This window comes from uncultured Gordonia sp., from assembly GCF_937858515.1.
In the GTDB taxonomy this organism is placed as follows: domain Bacteria; phylum Actinomycetota; class Actinomycetes; order Mycobacteriales; family Mycobacteriaceae; genus Gordonia.
Window position 1 is genome coordinate 75,963 of record NZ_CALLZT010000142.1, and the last position, 14,404, is coordinate 90,366.

Below are 14,404 nucleotides of genomic sequence, written 5' to 3' on the forward strand. Positions count from 1 at the left end.
GGCGGACTCCACCATGTGAGTTGATAAACACCGCTTCAACCGATGATTCCACTGCCGTTTCGTAGCTAGCATTCGTGAATGGACATCCACATCCGGCAGGACATCAGGGCCGATCTCACCGGGCGATGGAACGAACCGCACCGGCACCATCACAATCGGCGACATCTGGACGAGGTGCTCGCCGCACTCGGCACGTTGCGGGAGGCCGGCGTCGAGTTCGATGTACGTCCGGTGGTGCTGGCCGCGTGGTTTCATGACGCCGTCTACGAGCCCTTCAGCGCGACCAACGAGGAGGACTCCGCCGACCTGGCACGTGACCTCCTCGCCGACGACCCCGACCGGGACGAGGTGGCTCGCCTCGTTGAGCTGACGAAGACGCACGAGCCCGATACCGATGACCGCAACGGTGTCGCGCTATCCGATGCCGACTTCGCCGTCCTGGGTGCCGACGCCGATCGTTACGACGAGTACGCGGGGAACATCCGGGCCGAGTTCAGTCAGGTACCGGCCGAGATCTTCCGTACCAAACGGCGTGAGTTGCTCGTCGAGTTTCTTGACCGCCCAGCTATTTTCGTGTCCGAACCGGCACACGAGCGCTGGGAGACGATGGCGCGGGCGAATATTGCGCGCGAGATCGACGAATTGCGTTAGTACCGATCATGATTCGCTGTCGGTGCGGTCACCGACGTAACGCAGCAGTGCCGGGTCCGAGGAGACCAGACGGTCGACCTCTTCGCCGCCGTCGCACCGGTACAGCCCGACGATCAGGGTGTCGCCCCGGCGCCCACCTACGCGCCACACACCCCCGACATCACTCCACCGCCGCAACACCTCGACAGGATCACCCGGACTCTCCACCCCCAGATCGTATGCCTGGACGCGGGAACGCTCAGGCGAACACCATCGCCTCGGCCACGTCGTAGCGGCGGGCGTCTATGGCGTCGGTGATGGCGTTGTGGCGGACCTGCCAGGGGGCGGTGTCGGCGGACTTGGGCAGGCGGGAACCGGACCGGCGCAGATAGCCGGAGTCGAGTTCGAGCAGTCCGTGCGGCGTCGGTGTGGCGCCGTCGAGGGTGGGGTAGGCGCGCGTGTAACCGTGCTCGCGCATGTGCGCGATCAGGTCGGCGACAGCCTTGCTGGTCAGATCCACCCGCAGTGTCCACGAGGCGTTCGTGTAGCCCACCGACCACGCGAAGTTCGGGACGTCGTTGAGCATGTAGCCGCGGTAGGCGTACCTCTCACCCGGCTCGACGATCTCGCCGTCGATGCTCAGGTCGATGCCGCCGAACGCGATCAGTTCCAGACCGGTGGCGGTGACGACGATGTCGGCGTCCAGTTTCCGCCCCGAGGTGAGGGCGATGCCGGTCGGGGTGAACGTGTCGATGGTGTCGGTGACGACCTCGGCCGATCCGTCGGCGACCGTCTTGTAGAAGTCGGCGGCGGGGATGATGCAGAGCCGCTGATCCCACGGCTGGTAGGCGGGTTTGAAGTGGGTGTCCACCGGGTAACCGGCAGGCAGGTTGCGTTTGGCGATCCACCGCAGGAGCCGGCGCGAGGCCTTCGGGAAGCCCCGGCAGAACAGGAAGATGCCCAGCGTGATCAGCATGTTCCGGTAGCGGGTGATGTCGTGCGACCACTGGCTGGGCAACGCCTTCTGCAACAGGGTGGTCATCGGATCCCGCCACGGGTACGGGAACAGGTAGGTGGGCGAGCGCTGCAGCATCGTCACGTGCCCGGCGGTCGGCGCCATCGACGGGATGAGGGTGATCGCGGTGGCGCCGCTGCCGATCACCACCACCACCTTCTTGCCGGCGTAGTCGAGGTCGGCCGGCCAGAACTGCGGGTGCACCAGCGTTCCGGTGTAGTCGTCGACGCCGGGGAACTCTGGCAGGTAGCCGGTGTCGTAGCGGTAGTAGCCGGTGCAGCCGTAGAGGAACCGCGCCTGATAGGTGGCCGGTTCACCGTCGGTGCGGACGTCGACGGTCCACAGGTCGGTGGTGGTGTCGAAGTTCGCGGCCAGCACCTCGGTACCGAACCGGATGTGGGGCATGATGCCGAAGTCGCGGGCCGAGTCCTCGAGGTACTGACGGATCTCGTGTCCTTCGGCGATCATCTGGTCACCCTTCCACGGATTCCACGGGAAGCTGAGCGTGAAGACGTCGGAGTCGCTGCGGACACCTGGATAGGCGAACAGGTCCCACGTCCCGCCGATCCGTTCTCAGTTCTCCAGGATCACATACTTCAGGCCGGGGTTCTTCTCGCGCAGGCGGTACGCGGCGTCGATGCCGGACAGCCCGGCACCGACGATCAGCACGTCAAAGATTTCGGCATCAGAGGCTTGCACAGCAGAGATTTCCATGGTGCGTCATTGTGTCCCAGTCGGCCCCGAAATGCACTCCGCATACCTGATGTCCGGGTGTTCGTGCAGGACGTTCTCCAGATCGACCGAGGAGATCCATTCGCCGCCGGACTTGATGATGTCCTTGGCGCGGTCGGTGAGTCGCACGAAGCCTTGGTCGTCGAGGGTGCCCAAGTCGCCGGTGCGGAGCCAGCCGTTGTCGAACTTGTCCGCGCCCTCACCGCCGAGATAACTGCCGGCGACCCACGGGCCGCGCAGTTCGAACTCGCCGATGGACGCACCGTCGTCGGATTGCTTCAATAATTGTGTCGACGACGAAGGTTTCGTCTACGTCGTCGACCGGGTCAAGGACATGATCATCTCCGGCGGCGAGAACATCTACTGCGCCGAGGTGGAGAATGTCCTGGCCAACCACCCGACATTATCGGCCACATCCGCCCCGGTTATCGGACCGCACTGATCGCCTCGGCGGGAGCACCGGTGCCGGACAGGCGTTCGCGCACGGCCGGTGCGACCTGTTCGGCGAGCAATTCGATCCGGGCACTGCCGCTGTCCACGGTCTCGCCGGGGAGCTGGGCCCAGAAGTGCACGTCCTTGATCTGCGGTGTGCGATGAACCAATTCGGTGATCTCGTCGACGGCGGTCCCGACGTCCCAGAGGGTGTAGGAACCGGCTTCGATCAGCTGGCCCGGATCGGTGAACTGGGGAACGTCGCCGAACGCGCCCATCTCGATGTACTTGTTGATCTGGTACAGGGCGTGCCGGCCGATCCGGGCCCATTCGCGTTCCGGGTCGTCGGCGATGATCGCCCACTGGCCTGCGAAGATCCGGCCCGCATCCCGCGGCTTGCCGACCCGTTCGAGCGCGGCCAGATACTCCTCGTGATGAGCGTTCTGTGTACTGAGGAAACCGTCGCCGATACGCGCGGCACGTTCGATCGCCGGTGGCGCCATGGCACCGACGAGCAGGTCGGGAACCGTCTCGGGAACGGGGGTGATCGGTAGTGCCGGTTTGCGCAGGCGTTTGCCTTCGAAGGGTTCTGCGGAGCCGGTCCAGCACCGGCGGATGATCTCGACGCCTTCTTCAAGGAGGCTGGGGCGGTTGATGATCCGGCGATCGAAGGCCTCGAACTCCGGCTTCCAATATCCCTGGCCGACGCCGAGCGCGAATCGGCCGCCGGTCATCAATGACAGCGTCGTGGAATCCTCGGCCAGGCGCAGCGGATTGTGCAGCGGCGAGACGATCAGGTTGGTGCCGATCTTCATCGTGGTGGTGCGGGTACCGATCGCCGAGCACAGGACCATCGGCGACGGTGTGTAGCCATCCTCCATGAAGTGGTGTTCGGTCAGCCACACCGAATCGATCCCGATCGACTCGGCCCAGGTGATCTGGTCGAGCGCCTCGCGGTAGAAATCACCGAAACCCCGGGCGGATCCGGTGGACGCGGGATTGCGGAAGTCGTACCAAAGCCCGAAGTTCAGGTCCGGTGTGTGCATTGTTCCTCCTATGACGGCTCACAATCGGTGCCCCGAACTATGCGTCGGGGGTGTGGCGAAGCCAAGGGCGCCGGTCCGGATCGTTTGGAGATTGCCACAAGCCGCGAAGTCGGCAGCTCTACCGACCCGGCCGCGATGAGAGTGAGTGTGATCGAGTGAGCACAGTGCAGAACCACCGGCTGGTCATCACCGATTTTCTGGCCCGCGCCCGAGATATGTTCGGGGACAAGCAGGTCATCGACCATGTCGACGGCACCGAGACGCTGCGGTACGACTACCGGACGTACGCCGATCGGGTGGCTCGGCTGGCTTCGGCGCTTGTCGCGGCCGGTGTGCGGCCGGGTGATCGGGTCGGAACGCTTGCCTGGAATCATCACCGGCACCTGGAGCTGTACCTGGCGGTCCCACTGGCCGGGGCGGTTCTGCACACCATCAACCTTCGGCTCGAACCCGACGAGATCGACTACATCGTCGACCACGCCGACGACACGATGATCTTTGCCGACCCGTCGCTGGAACACCTGCTGGCCGCCGTGAAGCGCCGCCGGCCGTCGATGCCGATCCAGCTCATCGACGACGGTTACGAAAACCTCATCGCCACCCACGAACCACTCGTCGAGCCGGTTCCGCGTGCCGAAACCGATTTGGCGGCACTGTGTTACACCTCCGGCACCACCGGGGCGCCCAAGGGCGTCGGCTATGCCCACCGATCGCTGTACCTGCACACGATGGTCGCGGGCCTGGCCGACGGACACGCGGTCAGCGAACGCGACAGGGCGCTCGTGGTGGTGCCGATGTTCCACGCCAACGCCTGGGGAGTTCCCTTCGCCGCCTTGATGACCGGGGCCGACCTGGTGCTGCCCGGCCCGCATCCCACCCCCGCCGCCATCGCGACTCTCATCGACCGGCACCGCATCACCTACACCGGCATGGTGCCCACCGTCGCCGCTGACCTGGTCGCGCACGCCCGCAGCAGCGGACTGGATCTGTCGTCCCTGCGGGCCCTCGTTCTGGGTGGCTCACCGCCGCCGGCCGAACTCATCCGCGCTCTCGACGCGCTCGGCGTCCCGGTGTTCCAGGGCTGGGGGATGACCGAGATCTCGCCGATGGCGACGTTCGCCCGCCCACCGGCAGCCGCCGACGACGACCTCGACTCGCGTATCAGGTACATCCGGAAACAGGGCAGGTTGCTGCCCGGATTGCAGTGGCGGCTCCTCGCCGACGACGGCACCGACGCCCCGCACGACGGTATGACCAGCGGCGAGGTCCTCATCCGCGGCCCGTGGGTGGCCACTGAATACTTCCGCGATCCCCACCCCGAGGCATTCGTGGACGGTTGGCTCCGCACCGGCGACATCGGTGTGATCGACGACCGCGGATACTTGGAAATAGTGGACCGCGCAAAGGATCTCATCAAGTCCGGGGGAGAATGGATCAGCTCCGTCGCCCTGGAGAGTGCTCTTCTGTCCAGCCCCGGTGTGGTCGACGCCGCGGTCGTGGCCGCACCTCACCCCCGCTGGCAGGAACGTCCGGTGGCCTACCTGGTGGGTGACGGTATCGATCTCGACAAGGTACGCGCCCACCTCGCCGGCACCGTCCCGCGCTGGTGGATGCCTGAGCGTTTCGTCATTGTCGACGCGCTGCCCCGCACCAGCGTCGGCAAGCTCGACAAACGGTCCCTGCGCGGCAGGGCCGTCGAGGACCTCGCCGATGACACCGCCTTGTCGGATCCTCCAACGAGCCGCTCGTGAGCTGGTTCTCGCGTCGCCGGCACCTTCCTAGGGTGACACACAGGGTGTGAAACAACAGACGTCCGCCATTACCGCGATTAAGGAGTTTTCCATGTATCTCGCCACCGAACAGGACCGCAGCATCTACTTCGAGCACCATGCGGGTGAGGGCAGGCCGGTCGTGCTCGTCCACGGCTGGGGTGCGTGTACACGTTGCTGGGACACCACCGCGCCCGCGTTGTCGGCCGCAGGCCACGAGGTGGTCAGCCTGGACCTGCGCGCCTGTGGACGCTCCGACAAGGACTTCGACGACGTCTCGATCGACGCGCTCGCCGGCGACGTGGTCAAGCTGGTCGACCACCTGGGTCTGGACCGGCCGGTGATCAACGGCTGGTCGCTCGGTGGCGGCGTGGCCACCGCGGCCGTTGCCGCACTCGGCGATCGGGCGGGCGGTCTGGTGCTGACCGGCGGGGCGTCACCGCGGTACACCGTTGCCGACGGCTGGGACCACGGCGGCACAGTGGAGGGTGTCGCCGAGGTTCTCGCCGCCGCTGCCGCCAATCGCGCGGACACCTTCCGGGGCGTTGCCGCCGCGGTCTGCGCGAAGGCGCCCTCCGATGACACCCTCAACTGGATCTGGGGCATGTTCATGGAGATGGGACCTCGTGGCGACGAATCCCTGCGCGACCTGTCCCATATGGACCTACGTGCCGAACTCGCCGCCATCGACGTCCCGATCCTGTCGCTGCACGGCACCGAGGACGCATTCGTACCGCTGAGTGGTGCACAGGCGGCGGTGGACCTGGCCAAGAGCGCCACCCTCGTCGAGTTCCCCGGTGTCGGTCACGCTCCGTTCCTGGAGGACCGTGACCGATACCTCTCCGAGCTGACGGGATTCCTGCGGGTATGAGCACACAACCGAAAACCTGGATCATCACCGGCGGCTCCCGTGGGATAGGTCGGGCCGTGGTCGAGCGGGTGATCGCCCGTGGTGATCGTGTGGTGTCGCTCTCACGCGGTGTCAGTAGTCTCGAGTTCAGCCGGCCCCGTCAGGTCATGGAGATCAAAACCGATGTCACCGAAGGTGATTCGGTTGCTCGTGCGATCCGGGCCGTCGCCGAGGAATACGGCTCCGTATACGCCTTGGTGAATGTGGCCGGGGTGCACCGGGGTGGGCGGGTCACCGACCTGAGCCGCGTGGATTGGGATTTGGTGTTGCGCACAAATCTCACCGGCGCTTTCGAGACCTCGCGCGCGACGGTACCGATCCTCGAACCCGGCGGTGCGATCGTCAATGTGGGTGCGGTGGTGGGTTTTCGCGGATTTCCCGGCGACGTCGCCTATGGTTCGGCCAAGGCGGGTCTGTCAGGAATGACGCAGGTGCTCGCTGCCGAACTCGCCCCGCGGAACATCCGCGTAAACCTGGTCGTACCCGGTTTCGTGGATACCGACATGACCTCGACCCTCTCGGGCCGGGCACGGGAGAAGATCGTCGCCTCGATCCCGGCCGGCCGGATCGGCGAGGCCTCCGAGATCGCGCAGGTCATCGTCGATGTCGCCGGTGCCACTTACATGTACGGCGCCACCGTGCCCGTCGACGGTGGGCTGCTCAACTCGTTCATCGGTCCGGGCCGCTGAAATCGCTTGTGGCAACCTCCAACAGCGGTTGGGTGAGTCAGGTGACCTGGAACACATCAACCCATACCGTCGATGGTATCGACCCGAGGACAGTACAGGAGTTCCCAATGGCAACAACAAATATCGAATCCTACTCTCGAACAACAGAACACGGCGAGACGATCAAAGAGTATCTCGACACCGAACACACCCGCGCGATCTTCCTGGGCTGAGACCGGCAACTATCCGAACAATCACCACCACAACAACTCTCGGACCGAGAGGTAAGGAGATAACCATGGACATGGGCGTCCTTCTGGTTTTCCAGAACTATCACGAGAATGTCACCGACGAGGAGGTCTTCACTCATGACCTCAAGCTCGGGATCCTGGCCGAGGAGGCCGGATTCGACTCGGTCTGGTCGGCCGAGCATCACTTCGATGATTACTCGATGTGCCCCGACAACTTCGCCATCCTCAGTTATCTGGCCGGGAAGACCTCCCGGGTGAAGCTGGGCATCGGTGCGGCGATCCTGCCGTGGAACAGTCCGCTGCGCGTGGTCGAGAAGGCCATCATGCTCGATCAGATCTCCGGTGGCCGTACACTTCTCGGACTCGGCCGGGGTCTGGCGAAAATGGAGTACGAGACCTTCGGAATCCCGATGGAAGAAGCCCGCGACCGCTTCAACGAGGCCGCACCGATGGTAATGGCCGGTGTGCAGTCGGGTGTCGTCGAGGGCGACGGCCCGATGTATCCGCAGAAGCGCGCGGTCTGCCGTCCCGCACCCAGTGCGGGTGTGAGCTGGGAGGGAAGGCTCTTCGGCGCCGCGATGTCGCCGGACACCGTCCCGATCATCGCCCAGATGGGGCTACAGATGATGACGTTCATGCAGTTCCCCTTCGAGAAGCATGCCGAGATCATCAACACCTGGAAGCAGCACTTCCGGGATGCGCACCATACCGAGCCCGGACCGCCGGTCATCCAGGACTTCGTGATCTGTCACGAGGACGAGGAAGAGGCCCGCCGCCTGGCCTATGCGCACATCAACCGGTACTTCCTGTCGGTCATCAAGCATTACGACTTCGCCGGCAAGCACTGGCGCGAGACCAAGGGCTACGAGACCTACCAGGCCGGGGCCGACATGATCCGGGAGGCCGGAATGGAAGCGGCCGCCGACGCCTATGTCGAGGCCAACATCTACGGCACCCCGCAGCAGATCATCGAGAAGTACGCCTACCGCCACGAGATGATCGGCGACTTCCTCCCGAACGCCGCATTCTCCTTCGGTGGCCTGCCGCTGGCCGAGGCGGAGAAGAGCCTGAAACTGTTCGGCGAGAAGGTGATCCCGGAAGTGCACAAGATGACGGACAAGGTGCCCGCCGAGGTCTGATCGCCCGGCAGGCACGAAAGGCCGGAGTTCGATCGGGGTGCCGGCCGTCGGCACCCCGATCGTCAACCGGCGACACCCCCCCACCGGACACGAAGAAGGCGACATGAGCGAGAACACCACAACGATGACAGTGCCGTACGTTCAGGCCGTCGACGACGCGGTGGCGGCCATTGCCGCCGGCGGCTTCGCCGTCGTCATCGACGATGCCGACCGCGAGAACGAGGGCGACCTCATCGGCGCGGCCGGCCTGATGGACAGCGAACAGCTGGCGTTCATGGTCCGCCACACCACCGGCATCATCTGTGCCCCGATGACCGCCGACCGTGCGGCAGCGCTCGACCTGCCGCAGATGGTCGAGCACAACACCGACAGCCACGGCACCGCGTTCACCGTCACTGTCGACCACCGCGACGTGAGCACCGGGGTGTCGGCCGTCGACCGCACACTGACCCTGCGTGCGCTGGCCGATCCGTCGACCAGGCGGGCCGACCTGCGCCGACCGGGCCATGTGTTTCCGCTGCGTGCCCGCGAGGGCGGTGTGCTCACCCGCGCCGGACACACCGAGGCGGCCGTCGACCTGGTGCGGCTCGCCGGAGCCGGTGAGGTGGGCGTGATCAGTGAGATAGTCGCCGACGACGGATCGATGCGCAGCGGCCGGGATCTCCTTGATTGGGCCGGTGCACATGGTCTTCCGGTGCTGCGGATCGCCGATCTCATGCGCTATCGAGGTACCTCTGAATCAGTGGTCCAGCGAGTTGCCGAGGCAAGCATGCCTACCGAGTTCGGGCATTTCGACGCCGTTGTCTACCGGAGCGGCGTCGACGGCATCGAACACCTCGCGCTGGTCCTCGGTGATGTGGCAGCCGCCGGGCGCGGCCGTGACGGTGCCCTGGTGCGGGTGCACAGCGAATGCCTCACCGGCGACATCATCGGATCGTTGCGCTGCGACTGCGGCTATCAGCTCGAACAGGCGTTGCGTGCGGTCGCCGATGAAGGCTGCGGCGTAGTGGTCTACCTCCGTGGGCACGAGGGCCGCGGCATCGGGCTGGCCCACAAGATCCGTGCCTACGCCCTGCAAGAAGACGGGCTGGACACCGTCGACGCCAACACCGCCCTCGGGCAGCCGGTCGATTCGCGCAGCTACGGCGTTGGGGCGGCGATCCTCGCCGATCTGGGTGTCCGGCGGTTGCGGCTGATCACCAACAACCCGGCGAAGTTCGGCGGTCTTGACGGCTACGAACTCGACATCGTCGGACGGGTGGGACTGCCGTCGAAGGTCACGCCGTACAACGTGCGGTATCTGCGCACCAAGCGCGACCGGATGGGGCACCTTCTCGCCGACGATCCGGAGATCAGCCCGGCGTGCGAGGGTTGACATACCGCGCATGTGGCGAATGTGATGGTTGACGTACCTGCTCGGGGACCGACGAGAGGATGGCGCACAGTGAACGCCGGTCAACGATGACCGCCACAGTGCCGGGCACGGCAGAACCGGCTGACGACCCCGCACCCACCAGGGAACGCGAGGTGATCAGCGCTTTCGCCGAGATCACCCGGGAAGCGATCACCGACACCCGCCTGGAAGACCTGCTCACCCTGGTCGGGCGACAGCTGTGCCAACTGCTGGGCGTGACCCGATGCTCTGTCTACCTGCGCCACGGCAGCGGCCGCTACCGCGGGGCGGCCGGGTATTGCCAGGACGCCGGCAACATCACCGAGGACGTCCGGCGCCAGGAATCGGGCTTCGACGGTGACCGGTTCAGCCAGGAAGTCATCACTACCCGGGGTCCGGTCGTGTTGCACGACGCCCTCAACGATCCACGCCCGCACCACCGCACCATGACGCGCTGGGATGTGCGGGCGATGCTGGGTGTTCCGCTGGTCTTCGACGACGAGGTGATCGGACTCATCTTCGTCGACTGCCGCGGCCGCGAACACGATTTCACCCCCGGCGACATCGAGGTGGCGATGCTGTTCGCCCGGTTGTCGGCACTGTTCATCAGCCAGGCCATGCTCAACAACCGGCTGCGCCGGCAGGCCGCCGAGATCGCCCGTAAGAACGCCGCCCTGGCCTTCCTGGAGGATGTGCACGCCAAACTCACCGGCGCTGTACTGGAAGGCGCCGACCTACATCGGGTGGTCCGCCTGCTCAGTGACCTCTCGGCCAAGCCTGTGGTTCTCTACAACGACGATTTCGACGTGCTCGCATGGGCGGCGCCCGTGGCGCTCAAGCTCACCGAAGCCCCGGTCATCAGCGCCAAGGTCCGCGCCACCGCCTCGGTCCGGGACACCCTGGCCGCACTCGCCGCAGGCAAGCCCTCGGCGGTGGTTCCGGCGCAATTGGCGGTCGGCCTGGGCCGGCGGCATCTCATGTGCCGCATGATGATCGAGGGCAAACCCGCCGGATTCCTCGGGATCGTGGAGGTGGGCCGCACCCTGGAGGCCATCGACGCGAATATCGCCGAGCGAGGCGCGAATGTGCTTGCCCTGCAGATTCTCTCCGAGCAACGACAGATCGAGAGCGAGGGACAGGCCCGCGACGACTACCTCTCCGATCTCCTGCGCAAGGGCCGCGACCAGGAGCATCTGGTGCGCCGCGGACCGCAGTTCGGGATCGATCTGTCCCAGCCGCACGCACTGGTGCGGCTGACATTGCACGAGAACCATCCCGCCCTCACCGCGTCGGCGATTCAGGCGCTGGTGACGCGAACCTTTGCGGCGGTCATGGGGATCTCGCCACCGCCCGCGGTGCGGCTGCCGGGAACGGTCGTCGTCATGGTCCGCCTCGGGAAGGACGACCCGGCCGCGCTGGCGGACCTGCGTACCGACGTCATCGAGGTCACCCACCGGCTCGACGGCACACTGAGTCTGGGCGCCACCATCATCTCCGGAATCTGCCGCAACCCTGCCGACTTCGCCCACGCCCACCGCGAGCTGCGCGAAATGGGTTCGGTGGCAAAGTCGTTCGATTGGCAGGAACGGGCACTACTGCTCGACGACCTGGGCATCTTCCGGGTGGTGGTGAGCAGCGGCCACGTGCGGGAGGCGGTGCACTTCGCACATTCCCACGTCGAGGCGGTGCGCAAGGCCGACGACGGTACCTTGCTCCGGACCTGGCGGGCGTTCGTCGGGGCCGACGGCAAGGTGCAGGCCACCGCGCACGCCCTGCAGGTGCACGAGAACACGATCCGGTACCGCCTCGGCAGGATCCGGGAGATCTGTCATACCGACCCCACCTCGCTGGACAGTCTGCTGTCGGCCCGCCTCGCCTTCCAGGTCCTCGAACTCGCCGGCGAGTAGGGTCACGGCACTTGTGGTTTCCTCCAAGGGCCACGGTCCGGAGGGGTTCTGAAGATCTGGAGCCCGGCATACGTTGACCTCATGTCACCGCAGCCGGCCAGCGCTCCCGATACCCCAGTCGGCACCGCACCGATCGAGACCGGCGCACTCGAGGATTGGATGGACGGCCAGGACCTTCCTGGCGGCGCGATCACCGGGCTGCGGCCGATCGGTGGGGGCACCCAGAACATCATGGTGCGGTTCGAGCGTGGCGGTGTGTCCTATGTCCTCCGGCGCGGCCCCCGCCACCTGCGGCCTAACACCACGACGGTGATCACCCGCGAGATGACGCTGCTCAGTGCCCTTTCCGGAACAACGGTCCCGCACCCGAGGTTCGTCGCCGGGACGGACGACGAGTCGGTTCTGGGTGCTGTGTTCTATCTGATGGAGCCGGTGGACGGTTTCAATGCTGCGGAGAATCTCGATGCTCCGGCCGCTGCCACCGCTGAAGGGCGCACCCGGATGGGATACGGACTCGTCGACGCGCTCGCCGAACTCGGCGCCGTCGACCACACCCGGATCGGTCTGGGGGACTTCGGTAGACCGGAAGGCTTTCTGCAACGCCAGGTTCCGCGCTGGCTCGCCGAGTTCGACCGCTACCGCGGCACCGCCGGCTACCCGGGACCCGAATTCGGTGAGCTCGACCGCGTCGCCGACTGGCTCGAGCGGTATCGGCCCACGGACTCGCGGCCCGGCATTCTGCACGGCGACTACCACATCGCGAACGTCATGTACCGATACGACAGTCCGGTGGTCGCCGCCATCGTCGACTGGGAGATGGCCACCATCGGTGATCCGCTACTGGATCTCGGTGTGCTGTCAGCGATCTGGCCGACGGAACCAGGTGGCGCGGAACTGTACGAGAGCGCGCTCGGTGCCACCGGCGACCTTCCTCGACGGGCTGCGATGATCGACCGCTACGCCGCGGCCAGCGAGCGTGACTTGTCGGCGCTCGACTGGTACACGGTGCTGGCCTGCTTCAAGCTCGGCATCATCCTCGAAGGCACCTATGCGCGCTCGTGTGCGGGCAAGGCGCCGCGCGCGGTGGGCGAACGCCTGCGCCGGTACGCCAACGGGCTGTTCGATCGCGCCGATCGTGTCATCGCGGGCGAGTGAATACTGCGCCGCATCAAGATATTTCGCACCGAGCTGAACGGAGTTATCGACAACTATGAGCTGGGACTTCTCCACCGAACCGGAATTCCAGAAGAAGCTTGACTGGGCACGCGATTTCATGCGCGCCGAGGTCATGCCACTGGAAACCCTCGAACTGGACTGGCCGACACTGCTGCGGGTCATCGAGCCGCTCAAGAAACAGGTCAAAGAACAGGAACTGTGGGCCGCCCATCTTGACCCCGACCTCGGCGGCCAGGGCTACGGCCAGGTGAAAATGGGTCTGTTGCAGGAGATTCTGGGCGCCAGTCCGCTCGGCACGCTGGTCTTCGGCTGCCAGGCACCCGATTCGGGTAACGCCGAGATCCTGGCCGCCGTCGGCACACCGGAACAGAAGCGGAAGTGGCTGGAGCCCTTGCTGTCCGGACAGATGTACTCATCGTTCGCGCTGACCGAGCCGGACAATGCCGGCGCCGACCCCACCAACCTGACCACGACTGCCGTCCGGGACGGTGACGAGTGGATCCTCAACGGCGACAAGTGGTTCATCTCCAACGCCGCCACCGCCGACTTCATCATCGTGGTCGCGGTGACCGACCCGGACGCCGATCGGCATCGCCGGGCATCGCAGTTCATCGTCCCCATCGATGCTCCGGGCCTGACGGTGGTGCGCGACATCGCATCGGTGGAGAATCCGAAACCGCGACCGCACAGTTACGGCTCGCACTGCGAGGTCACCCTGCGCGATGTCCGGCTGGGTTCGGATGCGATGCTCGGCGGCCGTGGCGACGGATTCGTGGTCGCGCAGATCCGGTTGGGGCCGGGCCGGATTCACCACTGCATGCGCTGGATCGGACAGGCAACCCGTGCCTTCGACATGATGTGCGAGCGGGCCACCTATCGCAGCGCCCACGGGTCGCTACTCGCCGACAAGCAGACCATCCGGAACTTCATCGCCGACTCGGCCGCCGAGATCCAGGCGCTACGACTGATGACCCTGCATGCCGCCTGGCGTATCGACAACGAGGGCACCCGCCAAGCCCGCAAGGACATCGCACTCATCAAGTTCTTCGGTGCCCGCATGCTGCACGAGGTGATCGACAGGTCGCTGCAGGTGCACGGTTCGCTGGGCTACAGCTCCGATCTGCCACTGGAGTCGATGTACCGCGCCGCACGCGCGGCCCGGCTCTACGACGGACCGGACGAGGTCCACCGCGACACCGTCGCCCGCCAATACCTGAAGGCGTACGCACCGCCACCCGGAAACGTTCCCACCGAGCACATCCCGTCCCGCCGGACGCAGGCGCTGGAACGTTTCGCCGACCTTCTCGCCGATCAGCCGTAACCCCTGAAAGCCCCT

General features: G+C 65.8%; 12 protein-coding genes and 2 pseudogenes. 10 read left to right on the plus strand and 4 right to left on the minus strand.

Going from position 1 to position 14,404, the window contains the following annotated elements; translation table 11 throughout:
• The first annotated feature begins 78 nt into the window (after positions 1-78).
• A complete protein-coding gene (locus Q0627_RS13540; RefSeq protein WP_291011285.1) occupies positions 79-651 on the plus strand; it encodes a hypothetical protein in 573 nt (190 codons plus the stop codon).
• A 6-nt stretch (positions 652-657) separates the two neighbouring features.
• On the opposite strand, the gene Q0627_RS13545 is transcribed toward Q0627_RS13540, so the two are convergent.
• The 3 genes and pseudogenes from Q0627_RS13545 to Q0627_RS13555 form a co-directional block, all read right to left on the minus strand.
• Entirely contained in the window at positions 658-858 is a 201-nt protein-coding gene (locus Q0627_RS13545; protein ID WP_291011287.1) for a hypothetical protein, read from the minus strand.
• Between the two features lie 31 nt (positions 859-889).
• A pseudogene (locus Q0627_RS13550) lies at positions 890-2,359 on the minus strand (flavin-containing monooxygenase).
• A gap of 48 nt (positions 2,360-2,407) precedes the next feature.
• Positions 2,408-2,635 (minus strand): annotated as a pseudogene (locus Q0627_RS13555) (fatty acid--CoA ligase); the annotation flags it as partial.
• On the opposite strand from Q0627_RS13555, the gene Q0627_RS13560 reads away from it, so the two are divergent.
• The gene (locus Q0627_RS13560) at positions 2,631-2,819 is read left to right on the plus strand and encodes a hypothetical protein (protein ID WP_298810781.1); all 189 of its coding nucleotides are present in this window, start codon (positions 2,631-2,633) and stop codon (positions 2,817-2,819) included. The pseudogene Q0627_RS13555 and the gene Q0627_RS13560 sit on opposite strands and share 5 nt — an antisense overlap.
• Here the strand turns inward: Q0627_RS13560 and Q0627_RS13565 are convergent.
• The gene (locus Q0627_RS13565; RefSeq protein WP_298810658.1) at positions 2,803-3,855 is read right to left on the minus strand and encodes an LLM class flavin-dependent oxidoreductase; all 1,053 of its coding nucleotides are present in this window, start codon (positions 3,853-3,855) and stop codon (positions 2,803-2,805) included. The two genes, Q0627_RS13560 and Q0627_RS13565, sit on opposite strands and share 17 nt — an antisense overlap.
• A gap of 155 nt (positions 3,856-4,010) precedes the next feature.
• Between Q0627_RS13565 and Q0627_RS13570 the strand changes: the two genes are divergently transcribed.
• The 8 genes from Q0627_RS13570 (at position 4,011) to Q0627_RS13605 (ending at position 14,389) form a co-directional block, all read left to right on the plus strand.
• Positions 4,011-5,606, plus strand: a complete 1,596-nt coding sequence (locus tag Q0627_RS13570) for a long-chain-fatty-acid--CoA ligase (RefSeq protein WP_298810661.1) — start codon at positions 4,011-4,013, stop codon at positions 5,604-5,606.
• A 91-nt stretch (positions 5,607-5,697) separates the two neighbouring features.
• Entirely contained in the window at positions 5,698-6,495 is a 798-nt protein-coding gene (locus tag Q0627_RS13575; RefSeq protein ID WP_298810663.1) for an alpha/beta fold hydrolase, read from the plus strand.
• Positions 6,492-7,223 (plus strand): SDR family oxidoreductase, encoded by a 732-nt coding sequence (locus tag Q0627_RS13580; RefSeq protein WP_298810666.1) that lies wholly within the window; start codon positions 6,492-6,494, stop codon positions 7,221-7,223. The genes Q0627_RS13575 and Q0627_RS13580 overlap by 4 nt, the downstream gene beginning before the upstream one ends.
• Before the next feature lie 277 nt (positions 7,224-7,500).
• Entirely contained in the window at positions 7,501-8,592 is a 1,092-nt protein-coding gene (locus Q0627_RS13585) for an LLM class flavin-dependent oxidoreductase (protein WP_298810668.1), read from the plus strand.
• A 103-nt stretch (positions 8,593-8,695) separates the two neighbouring features.
• Positions 8,696-9,967 (plus strand): bifunctional 3,4-dihydroxy-2-butanone-4-phosphate synthase/GTP cyclohydrolase II, encoded by a 1,272-nt coding sequence (locus Q0627_RS13590; protein ID WP_291011302.1) that lies wholly within the window; start codon positions 8,696-8,698, stop codon positions 9,965-9,967.
• A gap of 86 nt (positions 9,968-10,053) precedes the next feature.
• Positions 10,054-11,892: a GAF domain-containing protein gene (locus Q0627_RS13595; protein ID WP_298810671.1), complete on the plus strand. Its 1,839-nt coding sequence runs from the start codon at positions 10,054-10,056 to the stop codon at positions 11,890-11,892.
• A gap of 81 nt (positions 11,893-11,973) precedes the next feature.
• A complete protein-coding gene (locus Q0627_RS13600) occupies positions 11,974-13,047 on the plus strand; it encodes a phosphotransferase family protein (RefSeq protein WP_298810673.1) in 1,074 nt (357 codons plus the stop codon).
• A gap of 55 nt (positions 13,048-13,102) precedes the next feature.
• The gene (locus Q0627_RS13605) at positions 13,103-14,389 is read left to right on the plus strand and encodes an acyl-CoA dehydrogenase family protein (RefSeq protein WP_298810675.1); all 1,287 of its coding nucleotides are present in this window, start codon (positions 13,103-13,105) and stop codon (positions 14,387-14,389) included.
• Positions 14,390-14,404 lie beyond the last annotated feature (15 nt).

Excerpts from the sequence above, each read along its gene's own strand:
- Q0627_RS13540 (WP_291011285.1), top strand. The coding sequence starts at position 79 with ATGGACATCCACATCCGGCAGGACATCAGGGCCGATCTCACCGGGCGA.
- Q0627_RS13560 (WP_298810781.1), top strand. The coding sequence starts at position 2,631 with ATGGACGCACCGTCGTCGGATTGCTTCAATAATTGTGTCGACGACGAA.
- Q0627_RS13565 (WP_298810658.1), bottom strand. The coding sequence starts at position 3,855 with ATGCACACACCGGACCTGAACTTCGGGCTTTGGTACGACTTCCGCAAT.
- Q0627_RS13575 (WP_298810663.1), top strand. The coding sequence starts at position 5,698 with ATGTATCTCGCCACCGAACAGGACCGCAGCATCTACTTCGAGCACCAT.
- Q0627_RS13580 (WP_298810666.1), top strand. The coding sequence starts at position 6,492 with ATGAGCACACAACCGAAAACCTGGATCATCACCGGCGGCTCCCGTGGG.
- Q0627_RS13585 (WP_298810668.1), top strand. The coding sequence starts at position 7,501 with ATGGACATGGGCGTCCTTCTGGTTTTCCAGAACTATCACGAGAATGTC.
- Q0627_RS13590 (WP_291011302.1), top strand. The coding sequence starts at position 8,696 with ATGAGCGAGAACACCACAACGATGACAGTGCCGTACGTTCAGGCCGTC.
- Q0627_RS13595 (WP_298810671.1), top strand. The coding sequence starts at position 10,054 with ATGACCGCCACAGTGCCGGGCACGGCAGAACCGGCTGACGACCCCGCA.
- Q0627_RS13600 (WP_298810673.1), top strand. The coding sequence starts at position 11,974 with ATGTCACCGCAGCCGGCCAGCGCTCCCGATACCCCAGTCGGCACCGCA.
- Q0627_RS13605 (WP_298810675.1), top strand. The coding sequence starts at position 13,103 with ATGAGCTGGGACTTCTCCACCGAACCGGAATTCCAGAAGAAGCTTGAC.